Source organism: Mesorhizobium sp. IMUNJ 23232, from assembly GCF_044326205.1.
In the GTDB taxonomy this organism is placed as follows: Bacteria; Pseudomonadota; Alphaproteobacteria; order Rhizobiales; family Rhizobiaceae; genus Kumtagia.
In genome coordinates this window covers 73,005-88,062 of sequence record NZ_JBIRCY010000031.1, presented here as the reverse complement: position 1 = coordinate 88,062, position 15,058 = coordinate 73,005, and the positions used below count along the sequence as shown (strand labels likewise).

Annotated in this window: 12 protein-coding genes; 8 read left to right on the top strand and 4 right to left on the bottom strand. The window is 64.8% G+C overall.

All coding sequences use genetic code 11. The features are described from left to right. Window positions 1–741 (top strand): hypothetical protein (locus ACH196_RS21875; protein ID WP_396649048.1); only part of this gene is annotated, 741 nt, incomplete at its 5' end. Between the two features lie 122 nt (window positions 742–863). Here the strand turns inward: ACH196_RS21875 and ACH196_RS21870 are convergent. Further along, window positions 864–2,216 carry a sigma-54-dependent transcriptional regulator gene (locus ACH196_RS21870; RefSeq protein WP_396649047.1) on the bottom strand — a complete coding sequence of 451 codons (1,353 nt, stop codon included), beginning with the start codon at window positions 2,214–2,216 and terminating at the stop codon, window positions 864–866. Beyond that, a complete protein-coding gene (locus tag ACH196_RS21865) occupies window positions 2,213–4,060 on the bottom strand; it encodes an ATP-binding protein (protein ID WP_396649046.1) in 1,848 nt (615 codons plus the stop codon). Before ACH196_RS21865 ends, ACH196_RS21870 begins: the two co-directional genes overlap by 4 nt. 153 nt (window positions 4,061–4,213) lie before the next feature. Between ACH196_RS21865 and ade the strand changes: the two genes are divergently transcribed. Beyond that, window positions 4,214–6,025 carry an adenine deaminase gene (gene ade, locus ACH196_RS21860; RefSeq protein ID WP_396649045.1) on the top strand — a complete coding sequence of 604 codons (1,812 nt, stop codon included), beginning with the start codon at window positions 4,214–4,216 and terminating at the stop codon, window positions 6,023–6,025. Window positions 6,026–6,037: 12 nt separating this feature from the next. On the opposite strand, the gene ACH196_RS21855 is transcribed toward ade, so the two are convergent. Next, window positions 6,038–7,204, bottom strand: a complete 1,167-nt coding sequence (locus tag ACH196_RS21855; RefSeq protein ID WP_396649044.1) for an alpha/beta hydrolase — start codon at window positions 7,202–7,204, stop codon at window positions 6,038–6,040. Between the two features lie 200 nt (window positions 7,205–7,404). Here ACH196_RS21855 and ilvA point away from each other — a divergent pair, with 200 nt between their 5' ends. The 6 genes from ilvA to alaS all read left to right on the top strand — a co-directional run bounded on the left by ilvA (window position 7,405) and on the right by alaS (window position 14,488). Continuing rightward, a complete protein-coding gene (gene ilvA / locus ACH196_RS21850; protein WP_396649043.1) occupies window positions 7,405–8,661 on the top strand; it encodes a threonine ammonia-lyase IlvA in 1,257 nt (418 codons plus the stop codon). Next, window positions 8,658–9,047, top strand: a complete 390-nt coding sequence (locus ACH196_RS21845; RefSeq protein ID WP_396649042.1) for a VOC family protein — start codon at window positions 8,658–8,660, stop codon at window positions 9,045–9,047. The genes ilvA and ACH196_RS21845 overlap by 4 nt, the downstream gene beginning before the upstream one ends. 34 nt (window positions 9,048–9,081) lie before the next feature. Continuing rightward, complete coding sequence (locus ACH196_RS21840) at window positions 9,082–9,645, top strand: DUF1697 domain-containing protein (protein ID WP_396649041.1); 564 nt, start codon at window positions 9,082–9,084, stop codon at window positions 9,643–9,645. Window positions 9,646–9,836: 191 nt separating this feature from the next. Next, the gene (locus tag ACH196_RS21835) at window positions 9,837–10,355 is read left to right on the top strand and encodes a hypothetical protein (RefSeq protein ID WP_396649040.1); all 519 of its coding nucleotides are present in this window, start codon (window positions 9,837–9,839) and stop codon (window positions 10,353–10,355) included. A gap of 179 nt (window positions 10,356–10,534) precedes the next feature. After that, window positions 10,535–11,617 carry a recombinase RecA gene (gene recA / locus ACH196_RS21830; protein ID WP_396649039.1) on the top strand — a complete coding sequence of 361 codons (1,083 nt, stop codon included), beginning with the start codon at window positions 10,535–10,537 and terminating at the stop codon, window positions 11,615–11,617. A gap of 204 nt (window positions 11,618–11,821) precedes the next feature. Next, window positions 11,822–14,488 carry an alanine--tRNA ligase gene (alaS, locus tag ACH196_RS21825; protein ID WP_396649038.1) on the top strand — a complete coding sequence of 889 codons (2,667 nt, stop codon included), beginning with the start codon at window positions 11,822–11,824 and terminating at the stop codon, window positions 14,486–14,488. 83 nt (window positions 14,489–14,571) lie between these two features. Here the strand turns inward: alaS and ACH196_RS21820 are convergent, their stop codons facing one another. Then, a complete protein-coding gene (locus tag ACH196_RS21820) occupies window positions 14,572–14,940 on the bottom strand; it encodes a PRC-barrel domain-containing protein (protein WP_396649037.1) in 369 nt (122 codons plus the stop codon). Between the last annotated feature and the right edge of the window lie 118 nt (window positions 14,941–15,058).

The window sequence follows — 15,058 nt, the reverse complement described above, 5'->3', positions numbered from 1 at the left end:
CTCTACCGCGCCATTCTGCTGCTGCTGCGCCCGGCCGAATCCGCCGCCCGGCGGCTGATCATCGCGGCGGCGCAAGGCATCGTGGTGACGCTGCCGCCGTTTCGTCCGCGCAAGCCAAAACCAAAAACTTCCGATACGGTGGCCGCCATGCGCCGCCTCGGCCTTGCCGTCGCCCTGTCGCAGGAGGATTTTGCCCGCTATGAAGCCGAGCGGAAAGCTGCCGAACGGCGCGCATCTCGCCCGCGCGGACAAAACCTTTCGCTGCTCGATGCGCTCAAGAATCCGTTCCGCATCCGCCGCAAGTATGTGCCGGCGCATGCCGTGCCGCGCATCCGATCGCTCGACGACGATGCGCCACGCATCCCCGTGCCGCAGCCGCCGACGCGCGACGATCCGATCAACGCGGCAAAACTGACCTTGCGGCTGGACGCGCTCGGCCGGGCGCTCGACGATCTTCCCGGCCAGGCAAAACGTTTCGCCCGCTGGAAGGCGCGCAACGACGACGCCCTTCAACGCGACAGGGCGGCCCGCGACGCGGCGGTGGCGCAGGGCAAACCGGGCCCGGCCCGCTTCCGGCGTTTTTCGCCGCTTCGGCGCGGACGGCCGCCCGGCGGAAGATTGCCGCGCTTCGATCCGGATGCCCCGAAACGGAAGAACATCCGCGAGGTCGACGAGATCCTGGCACATGCCAATGCGATGGCGTACTACGCGCTGGAGCCGCCGAGGCGCGACACGTCATGAGGGCGCCAGCCGGACACGAAAAGCTGGAGATTGTCGGCCGGCGCGGATTTTTCGAGGCCCGGCGGCGATATCTGCTGTCTGAAATGCCGTGCATGTCCGTTGGCGAAGCCGGCCAGGCCTTCTTAATACGGCTTCTCGTCGGCTGCGTGATCGTGGCGGTCGAGACCGTATTTCTGCATCTTCTCGTAAAGCGTCTTGCGGCCGATCCCGAGGCTTTCATAGACGGGTTTCAGGCTTCCATTATGCGCGGTCAGCGCGCGCTCGATCAGCTTGCGCTCGTAACCCGAGACGCGCTCGGCCAGCGTCTTTTCGGTATCGTCGGCAGCTTCCTCGCCGGTCTCGTGCGCGAGGCCGAGGACAAAACGGTCTGCCGCGTTGCGCAACTCGCGCACATTGCCCGGCCAGTCGCGGCGGGCGATGTCGGCAATCACCGAGGGCGGCACCTCGATCTTGTCGCGGCGATAGCGGGCGCAGGCCTCGTCGACCAGATGCAGAAACAGCAACGGCACATCCTCCAGCCGCGCCTTGAGCGCGGGCACGCGCAAGGTCACCACATTGAGACGATAGAGCAGGTCGGCGCGAAACCGGCCGGCGGCGGCTTCGCCCTCCAGGTCGGCCTTGCTGGTGGCGATGAAACGCACATCCAGCGGCACCGCTTCGTTGGAGCCCAACCGGGTGATGCTGCGGTCCTGGATGACGCGCAGCAGCTTGGCCTGCAATTCGAATGGCATGGAGCCGATCTCGTCGAGCAGCACCGTGCCGCCGCGCGCATGCTCGAATTTGCCGAAACGCGCGCGCAAGGCGCCGGGAAAGGCTCCGGCCTCGTGGCCGAACAGCTCGCTCTCGATCAGCGCCTCGGGCAGGGCGGCGCAGTTGATGACGATGAAGGGTTTCATGGCCCGCTGGCTGATGTCGTGCAGGGCGCGGGCGACGACCTCCTTGCCGGCGCCGGTTTCGCCGATGATGAGCACGTCAGCGTCCGTGGCCGCAACGGCGCGGATGCGGTAGCGCAGGTCGACCATCACAGCGGTGCGGCCGGGAAGGCGCGCCTCGATGTCGTCGCGTTTCCCCGCGACCGCACGCAACTCGCGGTTTTCCAGCACCAGCCGCCGGCGGTCCATGGCGCGCCCAGCCATGTCGGCGAGATGCTGCGGCGTGAACGGCTTTTCGATGAAGTCGTAGGCGCCCTCGCGCATCGCCCGCACCGCAAGCTGGACGTCGCCATGGCCGGTGGTCAAGATCACCGGAATGTCCGGGTCGACGTCGCGGATGCGGCTCATCAGCGTCATGCCATCCATGCCGGGCATGCGGATGTCCGTGATCACCACGCCATTAAAACCCTGGCTGACGAAGTCCAGCGCCCGGCCGCCAGAGGCGAAATCGCGCACCGTAAAACCCGACAGGTCGAGCGACTGGGCGACGGAGCGCCGCAACTCGTCCTCGTCGTCGACGAGCAGGATCGTCGACGCCTTCATTCAGCAGCCTCTGCAATCGAGGAAGCGGCGGCGTCGAGCACGATGGTGAACACCGCCCCGCCGTCGGGATGGTTCGCAACCGAGAGGCTGCCGCCGAAATCCTTGACGATGTTGTAGGAGATCGAAAGGCCGAGGCCGAGCCCGTTGCCGACGCCCTTGGTGCTGAAGAAAGGATCGAAGATGCGGTCGAGGATCGCCGGCGGCACGCCGGGCCCGTGATCGCGGACGACGATCGAGACCTTGCCGCCGTCGCCGCGCTTGGCCGTCAGCGTGATGTCGCGGTTCTCGCGGTCCTCCACGGCGTCCGCCGCATTGGAAATAATGTTCACCAGCACCTGCTGCAGCCGGACAGTGCCGGCGATGACCACCGGCGGGTCCGCGCCGAGATCGACCGAAACGGCCGCGCCGGCGCCCTTCAGGCGGCTGCCGACGATCTCCAGCGTGTCGGCGACGACTTCCGCCAGCGGCACCGGCCCAAGCTTCTGGTTCGGCTTCCGCGCGAAATTGCGCAGGTGGCGGCTGATGGTGGCCATGCGGTCGGCGAGGCTGGAGATACGCGAGACGTTGTCGCGGGCTTCCGCCGCCCGGTCGCGGTCGATCAGCACCGCGGCATTGTCGGCATAGGTCTTCACCGCCGCCAGCGGCTGGTTGAACTCGTGGCTGAGCGCCGCCGACATCTGGCCGAGCGCCGCCAACTTGCCCGCCTGCACGAGATCGGCCTGCGTCTGCCGCAGGCGCTGCTCGGTCGCGCGCCGCTCGGCGATCTCCAGTTCGAGCTGGCTGTTGGCGGCCTCCAGGTCCGCGGTTCGCTCCTCGACGCGCCGTTCCAGTTCCTCGCGGGCGCTTCTCTGCATCTCCATGCGCTCGGCCAGCCGCGACCGCCGCTGCAGCACGATGGCGCCGAGCAGCGCCGCGAGCCCGAACAGCAGCAGGGCGGCGGTCATGGTGGTCAGCGCCTGCGCACGCGCCGATGCCGTGTCCGTCAGCACGCTCACCGTCCACCCCGCGTCCGGCATGTCTTCCGAAAGCTGCAAAAATTCGCGGGAGCCACGGTCGCCGGCGATCGTCAGGAAATAATGACCGGCCTCGGGTTTTCCGCGCGACACCGGCAGCTCGCGCAGTCTGGCGTCGGCGTAGCGGCGCGATTCGGCGGTGCGGGCGAGACGGTCTTCGGTCAGCGGCTTGAGGCTTGCATAGAGCCAGTCCGGACGCCCGCTCATGAAGACGATGCCTTCGGGGTCGGTGACGATGATCTCGTTGTTGCCGCCCTTCCAGGAGGCTTCGACGGCGTCGATGTCGACCTTGAACACCACGACGCCGCGCACGGCATTGTCGAGCATGACCGGCGCCGAAAAATAGTAACCGCGCTTCAGCGAGGTCGTGCCGAGCGCGAAGAAACGGCCCAGTCGCCCCGCCATCGCGTCCTGGAAATACGGGCGGTAGGTGAAATTTTCGCCGACGAAGCTGATGTCGCTGTCATGGTTGCTGGCGGCGATCGTCTCGCCGTCGGTCTTCATCACATAGACGTCGGACGAATCGAGAAGCGCGTTGATCTCCTTCAGATAGGCGTTGGCCTCGGCGCGCAGCGCCGGATCGTCGGGATCGGCGAGCAGTTGGCGGATGAGTTCCTGGTCGGCGATCAGCCTCGGCAGCGGCTCGTAGCGGCGCATCTGGCCCGACAGTGCGGCGACCGCCAGCCGCAGCGTCGTCTGGCCGCGCGAGGCGGCTTCGTCCAGCGCCGCGCGGGTCGCGAAGCGATGGACCGAGACCCCGATGACCGCGGCGGCCACCGCCAGCAGCAGCGTGATCCAGATGCTTCGTGCGCTGAGGATTTTTGAAACCATCGGCCACCATAGACCGTGGCACGCTCGCCACGGCAGCCGGATATTACAGGACCGGCCCGGCCCGGCACAATCGGCTGTTCGGTGAGCCCTGAACGGAACTGGTAATCTTCATCGCGGCTTGGCAATGTGCGGGAAAATGGAGTCTTCCGCGCGATGGCCAGCAACCCGGCATTCGAGAAACCCAAATCCTGGCGCGAGAACGCGACGCTGCTGGTCGACGTCGCCACCGGCCGCCAGCCGGCCGACCTCGTCGTGCGTAACGGCCGCTGGGTCAACGTGTTTTCCGGCGAGATCATCCCCGGTACGGACCTGGCGATTGTCGCCGGCCGCTTCGCCTATTGCGGCTCGAATGCCGGCCACGCCATCGGCAAGGGCACGAAAGTGGTCGACGCCGGCGGGCGCTATCTCGTGCCGGGCCTGTGCGACGGACACATGCATGTCGAGAGCGGCATGGTGACCGTCACCGAATTCTGCCGCGCCGTCATCCCGCACGGCACGACTTCGATGTTCGTCGACCCGCACGAGATCGCCAATGTGCTGGGGCTGGACGGCGTGCGGCTGATGCACGACGAGGCGATGGCCATGCCAGTCAACGTGCATGTGCAGATGCCGAGCTGCGTTCCCTCCGCGCCTGGCCTGGAGCATGCGGGCGCGGCGCTTTCGGTGACCGACGTGGCCGAGGCGATGACCTGGCCGAATATCATCGGGCTCGGCGAGGTGATGAATTTTCCGGGCGTGATCGCCAACAACGAGGTGATGGCCGGCGAGATCGCCGAGACCGTGAAAGCCGGCAAGGTGGTGGGCGGGCACTACGCCTCGCCCGATCTTGGCCCGGCCTTCCACGGCTATGTGGCAGGCGGGCCGGAGGACGACCACGAGGGCACGCGCGCCGAGGACGCCATTGCCCGCGTGAGGCTGGGCATGAAGGCGATGCTGCGGCTGGGCTCGGCCTGGTACGACGTCGCCGCGCAGATCAAGGCGGTGACGGAGCAGGGGATAGACCCGCGCAACTTCATCCTGTGCACCGACGACAGCCATTCCGGCACGCTGGTGCATGAGGGCCACATGGACCGCGTCGTCCGGCACGCCATCGCGCAGGGGCTGAAGCCGGTGACCGCCATCCAGATGGCGACGATCAACACCGCCGAGCATTTCCGGCTTGCCCGCGAGATCGGCTCGATCGCGCCGGGCCGGCTGGCGGACTTTTTGATCGTCTCCGACCTGCCCACCTTGAAAATCGACGAGGTTTTCGCGCGCGGTGTCAAGCTGGCCAAGGACGGGAAACTGGTCCTCGACATCCCCGCTTACGACTATCCCAAGAAAGCAAAAAACACGGTCAAACTCGGCAAGAGGCTGAAGGCCGCGGATTTCGACATCGCCGCGCCCAAGGGCGCCAACGAGGTCCGCGCGCGCGTCATCGGCGTCATCGAGAACCAGGCGCCGACCCGCGCGCTCGAGGCCGATCTCGGCGTCGAGAACGGGCTGGTGGCGATGGACCGGGCAAACGACGTCTGCCAGATCGCGCTGGTCGAGCGGCATCGCGGCACCGGCGCCGTCACCAATGCCTTCGTCTCCGGCTTCGGCTATGTAAAGGATTGCGCCATGGCGTCGACCGTCGCGCATGACAGCCACCACATGATCGTCGTCGGCACCAACAAGGCCGACATGGCGATGGCCGCCAACCGGCTTGGCGAGATCGGCGGTGGCGTGGTGCTGATCTCGGAGGGCAAGGAGCTTGCGCTGGTCGAGATGCCGATCGCCGGCCTCATGTCGGACGAGCGCGCCGAAATCGTCGCGGAAAAGGCCGACCGGCTGACAAAAGCCATGCGCGACATGGGGTGCTCGCTCAACAACGCCTATATGCAGCATTCGCTGCTGGCGCTGGTGGTCATCCCCGAACTGCGCATTTCCGATGTCGGGCTGGTCGACGTGACCACCTTCCAGAAGGTGGACCTGTTCCTCTGATTAGCGCCAGCCCTACTGCCCGACCGCGATCCTTATCACGTTGAGCGGCGTGGTGATGATGACTTCCACCGCCGAGGTCAGCGTGCCGGTGATGCCGCGCGTCAGCGACGCGGCGCGCTGGTCCGCTTCTTCCTGGCTGCTGACCAGGCTGCTATTCTGCTTCAGCCGCTCTCCGAGGATTTTGATCAGCACCGGATTGTCTGCGAATTTCGTGTGGTTGAGGCGGTCGCCGGAATCAACCTTCGAGAGGTCCACGGCGATTACGCCGAGCTTGGCGAGATCGGCCGCGTCGCCATAGTCGCCGACCCTCGGCTGGCTGCCGGCGATGAGGCCGGAGATGCGAAGCGCCCGGTCGTCGCTCGACAGGAACAGGATGAACGGCTTGTCCGGAACGCCGTAGCGCGCCATCTGCGACTTGAACACGTCGACGTCGATGTCCGGCGACGCCAACACCACGTCGCCCAGCCGGTTGCCGAGGTCGCGATCGCCGGAGATCGCCAGTTGCCTGAGCGCCTCCATCGTCACCCAGTTGCCCATCGAATGCGCGATGATGTCGATGCGCTTGGCGCCCGCCTTGGCGACCAGCCGCAGCGTTTGTTCAAGCGCGTCGCGGGCCGCACTTGCGCTGTTGTTGTCATAGACATAGTCGACCGTGCGCCCGCCCGACGCCCAGGTGAACAGCACCGGAGTTCCCTGATAGCCGGAATCGTGCACGATCTGCGTCATGCGGTAGACGGCGCCGTCAAAGGCTGTGTTGTAGCCGTGGATGAAGACCAGAGCGCGGCCGTGATGTTTGGCAATATCGGCGCGCAGGGCCTTGAGAAAGGCTGGCTCGTCATAGGCGGTGACCGATTCGGCCACCATGAATTTTGCGGGGTCGGTGGGCTGGTTCTTGGTGCGGCGCTCGATCTCGCCGGTCTTGTGGATCGCCGGGACGGTCATGTCGACCTTGGCGTAGCTCACTTGCGGCGAGCGCCTGCCGTCAAAAACTTCCTCCGGCCGCTCGGCCTTGTGGCGCGTCGTCGCCACGAAGATGTCGTGGCGTCCGGCAATCTCGCTGGCCGGCGCGGCAACGACAGCCGCGGCGATCAGGTCGCGTGTCGCCTGGCCGGCGCAGCCGGCAAGGGCAAGCGCGCAAGCAACCAGCAGCACAAGTCTTGGCAGACGGCCCCCGGCCATGATCCCCCTCGATGGCGGTGAAAACGATGCTTGTCCGCCTTGATAGCCTTCCACGTGTGCCCGGTCCAGCGCGGCGGGCCGACGCTGCGAGGACTGCTAGGCTCATGATCCTGGGCGGCGCCGTCCTCACCTGGCGTTGGCGTCGCCGTGCCATTCGTGCAATAGCCCGGATGAGAACCAAGCTTGCCGGGAAACAGGGCATGACCGATTTTGCCGAGGGCGTCGCGACAGCGGCTGCGGCACTGCGCGAACTCTTCGCGGAGACGCCGCTGCAGGAAAACCTCTATCTCTCCAACAAGACCGGCGCGCGCATCCTTTTGAAGCGCGAGGATCTTTCACCGGTGCGATCCTACAAGATCCGCGGCGCCTTCAACTTCTTCCGCAAGGCGCTGAAGGCCGGCAACCCTGCAGAACTCTTCGTCTGTGCCTCGGCCGGCAACCACGCCCAGGGTTTTGCCTTTGTCTGCCGCCATTTCGGCAAGCGCGGCGTGGTGTTCATGCCGGTAACGACGCCGCAGCAGAAGATCGACAAGACAAGACATTTCGGCGGCGAGTTCGTCGAGATCAGGCTGGTCGGCGATTTTTTCGACGATTGCCTGAAAGCCGCGTTGGCCTTCGCGGAGGAAAGCGGCGGGCACATGGTGCCGCCCTTCGACCACAAGGACATCGTCGAGGGCCAGGCGACGGTCGCCTATGAGATCGCGGCGCAGATGTTGGACAGGGCGACGCCGGACATCGTCATCCTGCCGGTCGGCGGTGGCGGGCTGGCGGCCGGCGTCACGCGTTATCTCGGCGGGCAAGGCAAAAAGCTGCGCTTCGTCTTCTGCGAGCCGGCCGGCGCGCCGAGCCTGAAAGAAGCCTTGCAGGCCGGGAAGCGGGTGAAGCTGGCAAAAGTCGACAATTTCGTCGACGGCGCGGCGGTGGCCGAGATCGGCCGCGAGCCGCTGCGCCATCTCAAGGATTTTCCGGAGGATTCTGTCCGGCTGATCCCGGAGAACCGGCTGTGCGCCACCATGATCGAGATGCTGAACATCGAGGGTGTGGTGCTTGAGCCCGCGGGCGCGCTGGCGATCGACGCGCTCAAGGATTTTTCGAGGCGCGAGTTGAAGGGCAAGACCGTCGTCGCCGTCGTCTCCGGCGGCAATTTCGACTTCGAGCGATTGCCAGACGTGAAGGAACGGGCGCTGCGCTTCGAGGGTCTCAAGAAATATTTCGTCTTCCGCTTCCCGCAGCGTCCGGGCGCCTTGCGCGATTTCCTGGCGCTGCTCGGGCCGGACGACGACATCGTGCGGTTCGAATATCTGAAGAAATCCGCGCGCAACTTCGGCTCGGTGCTGATCGGCCTGGAAACCAGGGATTCCAGAAACTTCTCCGTGCTGGCGAAACGGTTTCACGAAGCGGGATGGGCCTATCAGGACATCACCGACAACGAGACGCTGGCGGGCTTCATCATATGAGCGGCCGGATCAGTATGCTGTCGCTTGATCACATCGTGCTGTGCGTGAACGATGTGCCGACGACGATCGCGTTCTATCGACGTGTTCTCGGAATGCGGGCGGGCGAGGAACGGCCGGGAAAATGGTCGCTGCATTTCGGATCGAACAAGATCAGCCTGCAGGATGCGAAGGCATCGCCGTCGATTGCTGCGGCAACGGTTCCAGGAAGCGGCAATTTCTGCCTTCTCACGGACGTGTCTATCGCTGAATTTGTTGCCCATCTGAAGCGGGAGAATGTGCCGATCATGGATGGACCTGCCGAGCGGCATGGCGCCGTCGGGCCGATCCTGTCGGTTTATTTCAACGATCCGGATGGCAATCTCGTCGAGGTCAGCAATCGGCTGTAACGGGCGTTCTCATCTCAAACGGAGACTTGGCGTTGTGACGGTCTTCATCCTTTTGTTCCGCGGCGTCGGCGGCGCGACGCAACTGCCGACCGGCCCGCTGCGGGAAGCTCTGACGGCGGCCGGCTTCGAGAATGTCGCGACCTACATCAACAGCGGCAACGCCGTGGTGCGCACCGGTCTCTCGCGCGACAAGACGGTCGCAAAAGTCGCCGAGATCTGCCGGGAAAAATTCGGTTTCGCCAAGGCGATCCATGCGCCAACGCTGGAAGAATGGTCAAAACTGATCGCCAACAATCCGTTTCCGGATGCCGTCTCGGTTCCGAAATTTCTGCACGCTGCGGTTCTCGAAGAGGCGCCACAGGACAAGAATGTCGCGGCGATCCGCGCCTATGCGAAAGAGGGGGAGAAGATCGAGTTCGTCGGCAAGGTCGCCTATCTCCACACGCCGGTCGGCTTCGGCACGTCGAAGATGGCGGAGCGTTTCGACAAACTGATCGGCGTCGAGAACACCGCGCGAAACTGGAACTCGGTTCTGAAGCTGGAGGAACTGGCGAAGAAGGCGGCCACGGCAGAGGGGATTGGTGGAGGCGCCTGCTAAACGATCCCTGATCGGCTTTACAGGATGTCCCGGGGCGTGAGCCCCGAACTGTGTGACATAAGCCTTAGCGCGGGCTCCGGTTAAACATGAAATGCATGCTGCCAGTCTGTCCGGCCTGGCGGGTCTTGCTTTGACGGGGCATCCCGCCGAAAACTGGTCCGCGAACGGACAGCGGCGGACGGCGCAATTCCATGAGATCGAAATCTGTCGGACTGGCTCTTGTCGCCGTTTTGGTCGCGGTACTGATTTCTGCCGATGGTGCGGCGGCCCAGCAGGCGGGACGCTGGAAGATTTCCGCGGGGCGTGACGCGGCAACCGCGACACTCTACAGCCTGAACACGCTGACCGCCGGAACCCGCACGATCGACTATCATCCGGCCCTCGTGCTGTCCTGCGAGGCGCGCCGTTATCCGGTGTGGCGACAGGCCGTTGTGGTGCGGCAGACGATTTCCGGCGAGGACCGCATCGGCGTCTCGATCCGGCTCGACAATGGCGGCGCCTTCAACGAGCAATGGGTGCTGGCCCAGAAGGGCCGGGCGTTGCAGACCGATGGCGACGAGCAGGTGGCGAGGCTGTCGCGTGCGCGCCGTCTGCATCTGTCATGGCGCTTCGGTGTGTTTTCCGGCCGCGGCGAGGCGGTTTTCGATCTCGCCGGAATCACCGACACGTTGGCGCAACTGGCGCAAGCCTGCGGCACGGATGTCCCATAGGGCCGGTGGATTCGCGGTCATATTCCGCATGCCGTCGGACGGAACGGAATCCGAACATTTTTGGAAAAGAAGGCAAAAACAATGCGATGAGTGCTCTTGCCAAATGAGAACAAAAGCGGTACAAATTATCCGGGATATCGGATCAGCCGGCCTTCATAGTCGATCAAGGGGTATGTATCATGGCGCAGAACACGTTGCGGCTTGTTGAGGACAGATCTGTGGATAAATCAAAGGCTCTGGATGCGGCGCTGTCGCAGATCGAGCGGGCTTTCGGCAAGGGCTCGATCATGCGGCTCGGGGCCAACGACAAGGTCGTCGAGATCGCGACGATCTCGACCGGCTCGCTCGGCCTCGACATCGCGCTCGGCGTCGGCGGGCTGCCGCGCGGCCGTGTCATCGAGATCTATGGTCCGGAAAGCTCGGGCAAGACGACGATGGCGCTGCATACCGTCGCCGAGGCGCAGAAGAAGGGTGGCATCTGCGCTTTCGTCGATGCGGAACATGCGCTCGACCCGGTCTATGCCCGCAAGCTTGGCGTTGACCTGGAAAACCTGCTGATCTCGCAGCCGGACACCGGCGAGCAGGCGCTGGAGATCTGCGACACGCTGGTGCGTTCCGGCGCGATCGACGTGCTGGTGGTCGATTCGGTCGCGGCACTCACCCCTCGCGCGGAAATCGAAGGCGAGATGGGCGATGCGCTTCCCGGCGCCCAGGCCCGCCTGATGAGCCAGGCGCTACGCAAGCTGACCGCCACCATCTCGCGTTCCAACACGATGGTCATCTTCATCAACCAGATCCGCATGAAGATCGGCGTGATGTTCGGGTCGCCCGAGACCACCACCGGTGGCAATGCCCTGAAATTCTACGCATCGGTGCGCCTCGACATTCGTCGCATCGGCGCGGTCAAGGACCGGGACGAGGTCGTCGGTAATCAGACCCGCGTCAAGGTGGTGAAGAACAAGCTGGCGCCGCCGTTCAAGCAAGTCGAGTTCGACATCATGTATGGCGAGGGCGTGTCGAAGACCGGCGAACTGGTGGATCTCGGCGTCAAGGCCGGCGTCGTGGAGAAGTCGGGCGCCTGGTTCTCCTACAATTCGCAGCGCCTCGGGCAGGGCCGCGAGAATGCAAAACTGTTCCTGCGTGACAATCCGGATACCGCCCGCGAGATCGAGACGGTGCTTCGCCAGAATGCCGGGCTGATTGCCGAGAAGCTCATGGAGAACAGCCCGGATACCGGCTTCGACGACGCCGCTGAGATGTGACCGGTTATCCTCCTGACTGTGTCGACCTGCCGCCGGCCTCGCGCCGGCGGTTCTGTTTTGGATCGGCGCGCCCGGACGGGCGCTTCCCGGCAAAGCTTCGGCCAGGGCTTTGCAGGGCCTTGCGGTGTTGTGGACAGGCTTTGGCGCTGCCGCTAAAAGGCCTTTTCCATTTCCCCGCCGCGCGGGATTTCAAAAGGTTTTGGCATGAGTGGCGTCAACGAAATCCGGTCGACCTTCCTCGACTATTTCAGGAAGAACGGTCACGAGGTCGTCGCCTCCAGCCCGCTGGTGCCGCGCAACGACCCGACATTGATGTTCACCAATGCCGGCATGGTGCAGTTCAAGAACGTCTTCACCGGCCTGGAGACACGCAGCTATTCGCGCGCCACCACTTCGCAGAAATCCGTGCGTGCCGGCGGCAAGCACAACGATCTCGACAATGTCGGCTACACCGCCCGACACCTCACCTTCTTCGAGATGCTCGGCAATTTTTCCTTCGGCGACTATTTCAAGGAGCGCGCCATCGAGCTTGCCTGGAACCTGATCACCAGGGATTTCGGCCTGCCCAGGGACAAGCTGCTGGTCACGGTCTATCATACCGACGACCAGGCGGCCGATCTGTGGAAGAAGATTGCCGGCTTCTCCGACGACCGCATCATCCGCATCCCGACCTCGGACAATTTTTGGGCGATGGGCGACACCGGGCCCTGCGGTCCATGCTCGGAAATCTTCATCGACCGTGGCGAGCACATCTGGGGCGGCCCGCCCGGCAGCCCGGAAGAGGATGGCGACCGTTTCCTTGAATTCTGGAACCTGGTCTTCATGCAGTATGAGCAGGTCACGAAGGAACAGCGCATCGATCTGCCGCGGCCTTCCATCGATACCGGCATGGGCCTCGAGCGCATGGCGTCGATCCTGCAGGGCGTCGAAAGCGTCTTTGAAACCGACCTGTTCCGCACCCTGATCGACGCCGCCGCGTCGGCGCTGGGGCGCGGGCCGGACAAGGACAATGTCGCCTCGTACCGCGTCATTGCCGACCATCTGCGGTCGTCTTGCTTCCTGATCGCCGACGGGGTTTTGCCGTCCAACGAGGGCAGGGGCTATGTGCTTCGCCGCATCATGCGCCGCGCCATGCGCCATGGCCAGTTGCTCGGCGCCAACGAGCCGCTGATCTGGAAGCTGGTTCCGGCGCTGCTGCGCGAAATGGGGGCCGCCTATCCGGAACTGGCGCGCGGCGAGGCGCTCATCACCGAGACGCTGAAGCTGGAGGAGACCCGCTTCCGCAAGACGCTGGCGCGCGGGATCGGTCTGCTCGAAGAGGCAACGGCGACGCTCGGCCCCGGCGATATGCTCGATGGCGAGACGGCCTTCAAGCTCTACGATACCTACGGTTTCCCGCTGGATCTGACGCAGGATGCACTGCGCCAACGCAACATCTCCGTCAATCTCGACGGTTTCCAGGATGCGATGGAACGGCAGAAGGCCGAAGCCCGCAAGAGCTGGGCGGGGTCGGGCGAGGCGGCGACGGAAACCGTCTGGTTCGGCGTGCGCGAAAAGACCGGCGCCACCGAGTTTTTGGGCTACGACACCGAGCAGGCCGAGGGCGTCGTCCTGGCGCTGGTGAAGGATGGCGCGTCGGTCGAAACCGCCTCGCAGGGCGAGACTGTCGGCCTGGTCGTCAACCAGACTCCCTTCTATGGCGAATCCGGCGGCCAGATGGGCGACACCGGCACCATTTCCGGCGACGGTTTCCGCTTCGAAGTGACCGACACGCAGAAGAAGGGTGACGGCCTGTTCGTGCATTTCGGCAAGGTTGCGGAAGGCGCGGTACGGGTCGGCGCGACCGCCGAACTCAAGGTCGACCACGCGCGCCGCACAGCGTTGCGCGCCAACCATTCGGCGACGCACCTGATCCACGAAGCGCTGCGCGAAGTCCTCGGAACCCATGTCGCCCAGAAAGGCTCGCTGGTGGCGCCCGACCGGCTGCGCTTCGACATCTCGCACAACAAGCCGGTCTCGTCCGATGAGCTTGAGCAGGTCGAGTTTATGGCCAACGAGATCGTCGTGCAGAACAGCCCGGTCACGACGCGCCTGATGTCGGTCGACGATGCGATCGCCGAAGGTGCGATGGCGCTGTTCGGCGAAAAATACGGCGACGAGGTGCGCGTCGTGTCGATGGGCACGGGCCTGCACGGCGCGAAATCCAACCGGCCCTATTCTGTCGAGCTGTGCGGCGGCACCCATGTCCGCTCCACCGGCGACATCGGGCTTGTGCGCATCCTCTCCGACAGCGCGGTGGCGGCCGGCGTGCGGCGCATCGAGGCGCTGACCGGCGAGGCGGCGCGAAAGCACCTTGATGAGCAGGACCGGCGGCTGAAGGCCATCGCCTCCGCGCTGAAGGTTTCGCCGGGCGACGCGCTGTCGCGTGTCGAGGCGCTTGTCGAGGAGCGCAGGAAGCTGGAGCGCGAATTGGCCGACGCCCGCAAGAAGCTGGCGCTTGGCGGCGGCGGAAGCGATGGCGGCGGCGCGGAAAAGGAATCCGTTGCGGGCGTTAGCTTTCTCGGCAAGTCGGTTTCCGGCGTGTCACCCAAGGATCTGAAGCCACTGGCCGACGAGGGCAAGAAGAGCCTTGGCTCCGGCGTCGTCGTCTTCGTCGGCGCTGGTGACGACGGCAAGGCAAGCGTGGTGGTCGCTGTGACCGATGATCTCACCAAACGCTTCAGCGCGGTCGACCTGGTGCGCGTCGCGTCCTCCGCGCTTGGCGGGCAGGGCGGCGGCGGCCGGCCCGACATGGCGCAGGCGGGCGGTCCGGACGCAACCCGGTCGGCGGAGGCGATTGCGGCAGTCAAGGCGGCGATGCTGGCCGCCTGATTCGCGCAGCGTGTATCAACGAGCCCATAGGCGCGCGATGACTTACCCAAGGATGCTCCGGCTGAAAACAGCCGGCGGCCGGGTCAGTCGCTGAACACCTCGTATTTCTTGATCGTCTTGGCGTCCGCGTTCAGGACCAGCGACCCGCTGTCCTGAAGAATCAGGGCGTCGAGCGGTACGATTATGTCCTCGTCATCGTCCCTCAGGCCGGAACCGTCCACGAGGTCGACCGCAACTGCCGTAGCCCTCTGCTTGGTCGGCCCCAGGGCCTCCTCGATCTCTCCGATCTTGTTTCCCCTTGTGTCGAGAACGTTCATCTCTTCGATGGCATCGGCGGTCAGGTTGAAGGGGTGCACCACGACCTCGTCGTCAATGTCGACCAATTTTGTCTTAGCATGTGCCAAGGTGGATGCGCCGATGATCAGCGTGGCGGCCAAGATGGGAAAGCGCATGGTGCGGTCATCCTAGATGATCTGACGAGGAGGACGCGGCGGGACCGAAGCCAACGCGCCGCGACGCTTTCGAATGGAGACCTGCGGCGCTCGTTTTGGCTGGTCGGCGCAAATCTCC

Bases quoted from the DNA above. Each gene is read 5' to 3' on its own strand.
- ACH196_RS21870 (WP_396649047.1), bottom strand. From the start codon at position 2,216: ATGAAGGCGTCGACGATCCTGCTCGTCGACGACGAGGACGAGTTGCGG.
- ACH196_RS21865 (WP_396649046.1), bottom strand. From the start codon at position 4,060: ATGGTTTCAAAAATCCTCAGCGCACGAAGCATCTGGATCACGCTGCTG.
- ade (WP_396649045.1), top strand. From the start codon at position 4,214: ATGGCCAGCAACCCGGCATTCGAGAAACCCAAATCCTGGCGCGAGAAC.
- ACH196_RS21855 (WP_396649044.1), bottom strand. From the start codon at position 7,204: ATGGCCGGGGGCCGTCTGCCAAGACTTGTGCTGCTGGTTGCTTGCGCG.
- ilvA (WP_396649043.1), top strand. From the start codon at position 7,405: ATGACCGATTTTGCCGAGGGCGTCGCGACAGCGGCTGCGGCACTGCGC.
- ACH196_RS21845 (WP_396649042.1), top strand. From the start codon at position 8,658: ATGAGCGGCCGGATCAGTATGCTGTCGCTTGATCACATCGTGCTGTGC.
- ACH196_RS21835 (WP_396649040.1), top strand. From the start codon at position 9,837: ATGAGATCGAAATCTGTCGGACTGGCTCTTGTCGCCGTTTTGGTCGCG.
- recA (WP_396649039.1), top strand. From the start codon at position 10,535: ATGGCGCAGAACACGTTGCGGCTTGTTGAGGACAGATCTGTGGATAAA.
- alaS (WP_396649038.1), top strand. From the start codon at position 11,822: ATGAGTGGCGTCAACGAAATCCGGTCGACCTTCCTCGACTATTTCAGG.
- ACH196_RS21820 (WP_396649037.1), bottom strand. From the start codon at position 14,940: ATGCGCTTTCCCATCTTGGCCGCCACGCTGATCATCGGCGCATCCACC.